Source organism: Streptomyces adustus, assembly GCF_009377175.1.
GTDB lineage: Bacteria > Actinomycetota > Actinomycetes > Streptomycetales > Streptomycetaceae > Streptomyces > Streptomyces adustus.
On the sequence record NZ_VJZD01000124.1, the window covers coordinates 20,352 to 27,251 of the forward strand.

7 protein-coding genes are annotated in these 6,900 nt (G+C 69.6%); 4 read left to right on the forward strand and 3 right to left on the reverse strand.

Translation table 11 applies throughout. The features are described from left to right. The first annotated feature begins 450 nt into the window (after window positions 1-450). On the forward strand, window positions 451-1,668 hold the full coding sequence (locus FNH09_RS26760) for a Fic family protein (protein ID WP_238427123.1): 1,218 nt from the start codon (window positions 451-453) through the stop codon (window positions 1,666-1,668). A gap of 458 nt (window positions 1,669-2,126) precedes the next feature. Next, window positions 2,127-2,537, forward strand: a complete 411-nt coding sequence (locus FNH09_RS26765) for a hypothetical protein (RefSeq protein WP_152892380.1) — start codon at window positions 2,127-2,129, stop codon at window positions 2,535-2,537. A 70-nt stretch (window positions 2,538-2,607) separates the two neighbouring features. Here the strand turns inward: FNH09_RS26765 and FNH09_RS26770 are convergent, their stop codons facing one another. Next, complete coding sequence (locus FNH09_RS26770; RefSeq protein ID WP_152892382.1) at window positions 2,608-3,060, reverse strand: VOC family protein; 453 nt, start codon at window positions 3,058-3,060, stop codon at window positions 2,608-2,610. Window positions 3,061-3,617: 557 nt separating this feature from the next. Beyond that, entirely contained in the window at window positions 3,618-4,124 is a 507-nt protein-coding gene (locus tag FNH09_RS26775) for a MarR family winged helix-turn-helix transcriptional regulator (RefSeq protein ID WP_238427124.1), read from the reverse strand. A 70-nt stretch (window positions 4,125-4,194) separates the two neighbouring features. Here FNH09_RS26775 and FNH09_RS26780 point away from each other — a divergent pair, with 70 nt between their 5' ends. Then, window positions 4,195-5,115, forward strand: a complete 921-nt coding sequence (locus FNH09_RS26780) for an EamA family transporter (RefSeq protein ID WP_152892403.1) — start codon at window positions 4,195-4,197, stop codon at window positions 5,113-5,115. Window positions 5,116-5,396: 281 nt separating this feature from the next. Here the strand turns inward: FNH09_RS26780 and FNH09_RS48905 are convergent, their stop codons facing one another. Further along, window positions 5,397-6,032, reverse strand: a complete 636-nt coding sequence (locus FNH09_RS48905; RefSeq protein WP_152892386.1) for a hypothetical protein — start codon at window positions 6,030-6,032, stop codon at window positions 5,397-5,399. A gap of 580 nt (window positions 6,033-6,612) precedes the next feature. Here FNH09_RS48905 and FNH09_RS50255 point away from each other — a divergent pair. Next, complete coding sequence (locus FNH09_RS50255) at window positions 6,613-6,777, forward strand: DUF7660 family protein (protein WP_420802781.1); 165 nt, start codon at window positions 6,613-6,615, stop codon at window positions 6,775-6,777. Window positions 6,778-6,900 lie beyond the last annotated feature (123 nt).

Consider the following 6,900-nt stretch of genomic DNA (forward strand, 5'->3'; position numbering starts at 1 on the left):
TGCTTGAGCGTCATGCGGGCCGCAGGGCTCTCTGCCGGACTCTGCCAGTAGGAGTGCCTGGCGATGAGCCGGGACAGCTCCTGCGGGGCCCGGCGTGGACATCGAGCCGACTGGCCGACCAGCTGCCCGCCACGACCCGGTGGAGATCCCATGTCCCGCCCCCGCCTGACCCGCTGCGAAGGCCTCCTCCTGGCCGACGATGCCCAGCTGGAGCCGGCGCCAGGGGGCCTGTTGTGTTCCTGAGCTGCGTAAACCATTTGCGCCCGTGCTGGGTGGGCGTGGCAGGGTTGCGTGGTGTTTATCGAGTTGGCTCCGGGCTCTTTGAGCTGGGATGAGGTAGACCCCGCCCGTCATGCGTTCGACGGTGCGTCTGCGGCGCGCATCATAGGCTCGCTCGGCCCGACCCGGTGTGTGCCTGTCCGCCCGGACGTCTCCTTCGCAGACCCCGCCATGAGCGCTTGGAGCTACGGAGAGGGCAAGACCTGGGCGGATGCGATGTCGTACGCCCTCGTACAGCACTACGGCCGCTGGACGGTGGGGTGGCGCTGGGCGCACGACGAGGGGGATTTCGACGGCGGACCGGTAGGGAGCTGGTGCTGTCCGCGGGATTCGATTACGACCCCCGAGGAGACACTGGCCCGCGTCGGGGCGGCCTTGTGCGAGTGGCGCGAGTGGCTGGAGGACCTCGCCGGCTGGTTCGAGGCGTACCCGCTGGACCTGGCCGGCATCGAAGACCAGCGGATCCTGTGGGAGTGCGCGGCGCGGAATCTGATCCTGCAGGTCGTCGACCGCACCGGGTGCGGCAGCGGCTGGCACGGCCATTGTCACCAGGTGCTGACGTGGTTCCTCAGCCGGTGGGGAGTCGCGCCCGACGTGGCGAGTGGGCTGGTGGACTCGGCGATCGGTGGACGCTTCCGGAGCTGGACCGGTCCTGACACGGAGCTGGTCGACGACATCGCGGAGCAGCTCGCGCTCTCCGTACAGGCGGGCGACGGCGGTACCCGCGCAGACGCGCCGGCCCAGGACGATCTGCAGCGCTGGCTCGCGGTACGCGAGTCGGTGCCGTGGCACGAGGTCCCGGACGGCGGCGCGGACGGACCGGTGGAGCCCGTCCGCGACGGCGCGGCGCAGGACATCCGGGGTTTCGACGGCGCCGTCGACGCTGCCCGGGCCGAGGGCCTGCTCAACGCCCTGGAACTGCTCCGCGCCGACGCGGCACGCGGAGCGCGGCTCGACCTCGCAGTGCTCAGCAGCTGGCAGCAGCACCTACTGGGTACCCCGCAGCCGCCACGGTTTCGCAGTCTGCCCGCGTTCGCCAAGGGAGGCCGGGAGCGCTACGGCATCGGACCGGACACGCACGCCCGCTTCGACACGTGCCTGGCCGAGAGCGAATTCGACGCCGGCCGGCCTCTCGGCCTGACTGCCCGCGCCGCCCGCGCCTACCTCGACATCTGCTTCTTCCACCCCTTCGACGACGGTAACGCTCGCACCGCCTTCCTCACCCTCGTCTTCATCCTCGCCCGCGAGGGCATCGCACTCGACAGCGTCAGCCTGCTGCGCCGCATCACCTTTCAGGCCGGCCACCCCCAGGACGCGCTGAGCCTTGTCCGCTACATCAATATCCATCTTGAGGAAACCCGGCGCCACACCGCGAAGTCGGCCGGCTAGGCATCAAAGTGAGCGCCTCGGTCGGCGAACACCGTCCCCCGTGCGGGAGCGGCGGTGTGTTCCGGGTCGTCGAGGTCGTTGCCCGGGCCTGACGGCCGGGACGGCTGCGAGAGCGCCTGCGCCACGGGCGGCGGGGCCTTCTGCCGCCTGGACAGCGCGAACGGGCGTTTCCGCTGGGGTGTCGTGTCCGGTCCTGCGGACCGGCTCTCCGTCGTGGTCGGGCGTTCGGCTCTGCTCACGGGTCCGGTGGCAGGCTGCGCGCCTGCGGTGCCGTCACCGGCTGCGCAGGGAGCGGGATGGACGTGTCGTGGCAGGGGGAGCGGTGTTCGTGATCGGTGGCGCGGTGCTGTTCGCCGTTTCGGCAGCATGGGTGGTGGCGGACGGCACCGGCCGTCCCGACGCGGCATCATGCTGCGTCAGGGCGGGCTGACCGGCCGCAATTTCGATGGGAGGACTTCATGGGCATGTTCGACGAGATCCACGCCGGTCACCGGTGCGGGCAGACCAAGGCGTTCGGGCGTACCCTCGCCCACTACTGCACCGGTGACGCCGTCGAGCCCGTCGACGGACGTACGGATGTGCAGATCGCCGTGGCCGTCGGCGGCGGCTGGCTCCAGGTCCGGGGCGGGCGGATCCATGCCTGGGAGGAGGACCCGGCGCCCGATCTGCCGCCGTACGACAACGTCGGACGACCGCTGCCGGGCCTGGAGTGGCCCTACGCACCCGAACCCACGCCCGGGGAGCGGGCCGAGTACGAGCGTCGTGCCCTCGAAGCGCTCGCCTCGGTCCTGGACGGCGGGCCCGTCGACGTTTCACCCCGCGGACCGGCCCACCTGGAATGTGGCACGTGCGCGCAGCTGCGCGGCTGATGCCTACGCCCCCTTTGGGCCGGTGTGCGGGACGCCGTGCGCCTGGTGCCGCCCGGGCGGCCGCACGTCGCTAGCGTGTGCCGGCGGGCGGGTCCGCGTAGACACCCTGCAGCATGCCGGTGGCCTGGCCGACTTCGATGAGGTAGCCGTCGGGGTCGCGCAGGTAGCACCGCAGTTCAGCCTTGCGGTCGATGGGCGGTGTGAGGAAGTGGGCGCCCTTGGCGGTCCATTCGCGGTAGCAGGCCTCGATGTCGGCGACGCGGAGGTTGAGGAAGCAGCTGACGGTGCCCGGGTCGGTGGGCGGGCGCAGCGTGATGTCCGGCTTGTCTGGGGTGGGGCCGCCGCCCGGGTTCATGATGATCCACCCGTTGGCGAGCTTGACGGTGCAGGGGTTCTCCTCGAGCACCACCTTGCCGCCGAGGACGTCGGTGTAGAAGGCGCGCGATCGCGCGACGTCGGTGACGGTCAGGAAATGGGTGAGGAGGAGCCCGGAGTCCGGGGCGGGAAAGCCGTCACCGTGCATGCTGGACCTCCGGCCGGATCGGATGTTCCACCCATAGTCGTGGATGACTGCGCGTGGACCCGGATCAACACGGCCGACGGGGACACCGGCCGTGGCGGTTCGTGTCGATGAGGGGTGGACGTCGGTACCCGGATGCTGACGTCGGTGCTCCGTGGATGGTGGTGCACCAGCCGCATGCGGCCACCCTCTGACCACGTTGGCGGTGCTGCTCTCTGTGACGTTGCTGCCGGAGTGCGGACAGGCGCTGATGAGCCCTGGCAGGCACGGTCTTCCAGTCGGATCACGGGCGTCGAGAACTCCGTGATTTTGGACGTAGGGCAGAACGGCGACGGTCACGGCCGTGCCGGCGACTACCAGTTGGCCGCCTGCGGCTGCCGCCGCGCCGAGGACCGTCCCGGCAGCTGCGCCGAGGTCCACTTTCAGGCCGAGGGCGCCGGCTGTCGATTCAACGCCGAAGCCGCGCAGCGCCCTGCGTAACTCGTCCAACTGCGGCTTGGTGGTCTTGTCGTAGACGGCTTGCGGTCCCGACGGCACCGGTGGGAGTCCGATGTGGTGGGTCACTGGCGGCCGGGAGTACGCGAATGCTCCATGCCGGAGAGCCAGGTCGTGAGGAGTGTTTCGAGTGACTCGGCCTCGGTGGGCGTCAGCAGGTCCAGCAGGCGGCGTTCGTTGCGCATGTGGTCGGTGAAGGCTCGGTCGATCAGGTCGCGTCCAGGTCCGGTGAGGGCGACGATCCGGCCGCGCTGGTCATCGTCGGAGCGGCGGCGGGTGACGAGGCCGGCTCGCTCCAGGCGGTCGATTCTCTTCGTCATCGCACCGGTGGTGACCATGGTGTGCGCGGCGAGTTCGCCGGGTGCCCGCTCGTAGGGATCCCCGGCGCGGCGCAGTGCGCACAGGACGTCGAACTCGCCCTCGCTGAGGCCGTAGCGGCCGTAGACGAGGCAGAGTTCCTCGGTGAGCCGGTCGGCCAGGCGGTGCAGTCGGCCGATCACGCCCTGCGGGGCGATGTCGATGTCGGGACGCTCGCGGCGCCAGTCGGCCTGGATGCGAGCCACGCGGTCCATAGGTTCATCGTGCTCCATGCACTCCATAATAGCTTCCCGGGAAGTTATATTAGCTTCCATGGAAGCTAATATGCGTTGGGTGGCACTGACCGCGGTCGCACCGGTGGCATGGGGGACCAACTACTTCGTCACCCACGAGTTCCTGCCGGCCGACCGCCCGCTCTACGGGGCCGCCCTGCGGGCACTGCCCGCAGGCCTCGCACTCCTCGCCCTGCGCAGGCGGCGGCCACACGGCGCGTGGTGGTGGCGGTCCGCGGTGCTCGGACTGCTCAACATGAGCGTGTTCTTCGTCCTCGTCTACGTCGCCTCCCAACTGCTTCCGACGAGCATCGCCTCGACCGTCATGGCGGCGTCCCCGCTGACGATGATGCTCATCGCCTGGCCCCTGGTCTCCGAGCGGCCCAGGACCGCCCACCTGGCCGCTGCCGCGATCGGCCTCGGCGGGGTCTGTCTCATGCTGCTCACCGGGGTGAAAGGCGTGAGCGTGCCGGGAATCCTCGCCTCGGCCGCCGCCATGCTGGTGTCGTCCTTCGGCCACACCCTGACCAAACGGTGGAGCGCCGGCACCGATGTGCTCGCCTCGACCGCCTGGCAGCTCACCGCCGGCGGTCTGTTCCTGCTCCCGGTCGCCGCAGCCGTGGAGGGCCCACCGCCCGCGCTGTCCACCCCGACCCTCCTCGCGTTCGGCTACGTCGCCCTGGTCGCCACCGCGTTGGCCTTCGCCGCCTGGTTCACCGGACTGCGGCACCTGCCCGCAGGGACAGTCGGACTGATCGGGCTGCTCAACCCCGTTACCGGGGTCCTGCTCGGTACAGCAGTCGCCGGAGAGGTGGTGACCGTTCAGCAACTGTGCGGACTGGTCCTGGTCCTGGCCGGAGTTGTCCTGGGTCAGCCCAGGCGCGCCGGCCGACGCGACAGCAGTCAGGCGCCCGCCCGCCCGATATCCGACGAGCGACCCGCGCAAGCGCCCTCCGTACGCGATCCCCTGTGAGGACCAGAGATACCGGCAGGTTGACAGTCGGGACACGTACGAGGACGAGTGACGTCCCACCAACTCGCCCCACGGTACGGGCCTGCGCTGGACAGCAGGAGTGCGCCGGTGTCTCCCCCCTCGAAGACGGCGCCGGAGCGGTGCCGCTCATGGTGGGTAGGGCGATGTCTTCACCGGTGAGGGATTCGACGACCTTGCCGACCAGGTCGCGGGCGGCGTTGGAGGTGACGGCGTTGCCGATCACCTCCAATGGGCATCGCCGAGGAGACTGAAGTCGGGCGTCATACTGTCCGTTCTCCAGCCTTGAACGGGCCGGTCGCGGGGGCTACGCACTTGTCGATGACGGTCTCCTCACCGGCTGCCGAGCCGTCCAGGCAGAGTCGTCCGCCCTGGTCGCGCAGATCGAGATAGAACCGTGTGGTCGTACCGGACTGCTTGAGGCCATGGATGCGCCCGTCGATGTAGCCGAGACCGTTCAGGATCGCCCTGACCTTTGCGGGGGTGGGATCCGCCAGATCCCACAGCGCCTGGGCGATGCGCTCTTCATGGAGGTTGCTCGCACACCAGTCCCGAGCGCTCAGCTCCACCTCGGGCCCTGCCGTGGGGGCGATCGGCTCGACCGCGTCGCTCGGCGGCGTCTCCCCGGACGGCGGCGTCTGCGCAGGACCGGTCGGCGGCGCCTCTGGCGAAGCGCTCGGGGGACACTGCTGCGCGACCTTGCTCAGCATCTCTGTGAAGGCCGCACTGGGCCGGACCCTGGCGCTGTCAGCAGGGCTGCTCTGCGGTCCGCCGACGCCTGTCTTCTCGGTGCCGCAGGCAGCGAGCGCCAGTGCGGCGAGAGTTGCCACAGCGAGCATGGGCAGCAGACGGCGCGGGGAGCCGGTGGTCGTGCTGGTCGGCGCGGGGGTTCGTCTCATGCGTCAAGTCTGCGAGCGAGCCTCCGCCTTCACGTGAGTACGCGTACTCAGGTGAGTGGGGGTACTCGCTCACCTTCGATGAGACGTGAGCAGACCGCAGCGAGCGAGACAACCGGTGCTGTCGCACGATCTCGGTCCTATCGCGGTGAGTGCCAGGCAGCGTACCGACTGTCCGGACGCCGGACGACGGCTGCTGCACAGGCTCGGGCGGAACTCGTGTGGAGCGCGTGTCGGGCAGGCACTGAGTTCCTGCATGGGGCTCTGTTTGGCCGTTCGCCCGCCGAGCGGGGCTGATTCCGACGTGCAGGGCCTCGTTGTACGGGGCAAGTGGTCGCTGCGGGGTGCGTGTGATGGGTCAGGGGGAGCACGTCATGCACGTGCAGCTGGTCTAGCCCCATCTGATTCGCAATCAGGCGCGCATCGGTGGTCAGTTGGGCGTGTACTTGGGGTGCGGCGTCGTCGGCGAGGGCAAGCGGGCGAGCAATCTCGCGGGCGACCCATCCGAGGAAGACACCCTGGTGCCGGACCTGGATCGCCTTGGGGTCGGTCTGGTTGCTCTGGTGGCAGATGAGGTCGACGGGTGGAGGCCGTCCCGCCCCGCACCCTCGACAGCTTCCTTGGGGCCCTCGCCGCGTGGATAGCCAGCTCGGACGGCTGGTACCGGAACCTCGACAAGAAACTTCCAGCCGACGGCGACTGGACCTTCATCGCACGAGCCCTCAGCGCAGCCACCGTTTACGACTAGGGCTTCTCTTGTGGATCACGGCGCGCAAGTCATGGACCGTAAGATCGAGGGCCATTGCTGCATGAGGGGGCGGGATGGCTGGGACTTCGTCGGCTTCAGGAGACGTGCTGAAGCCGGTCAGAC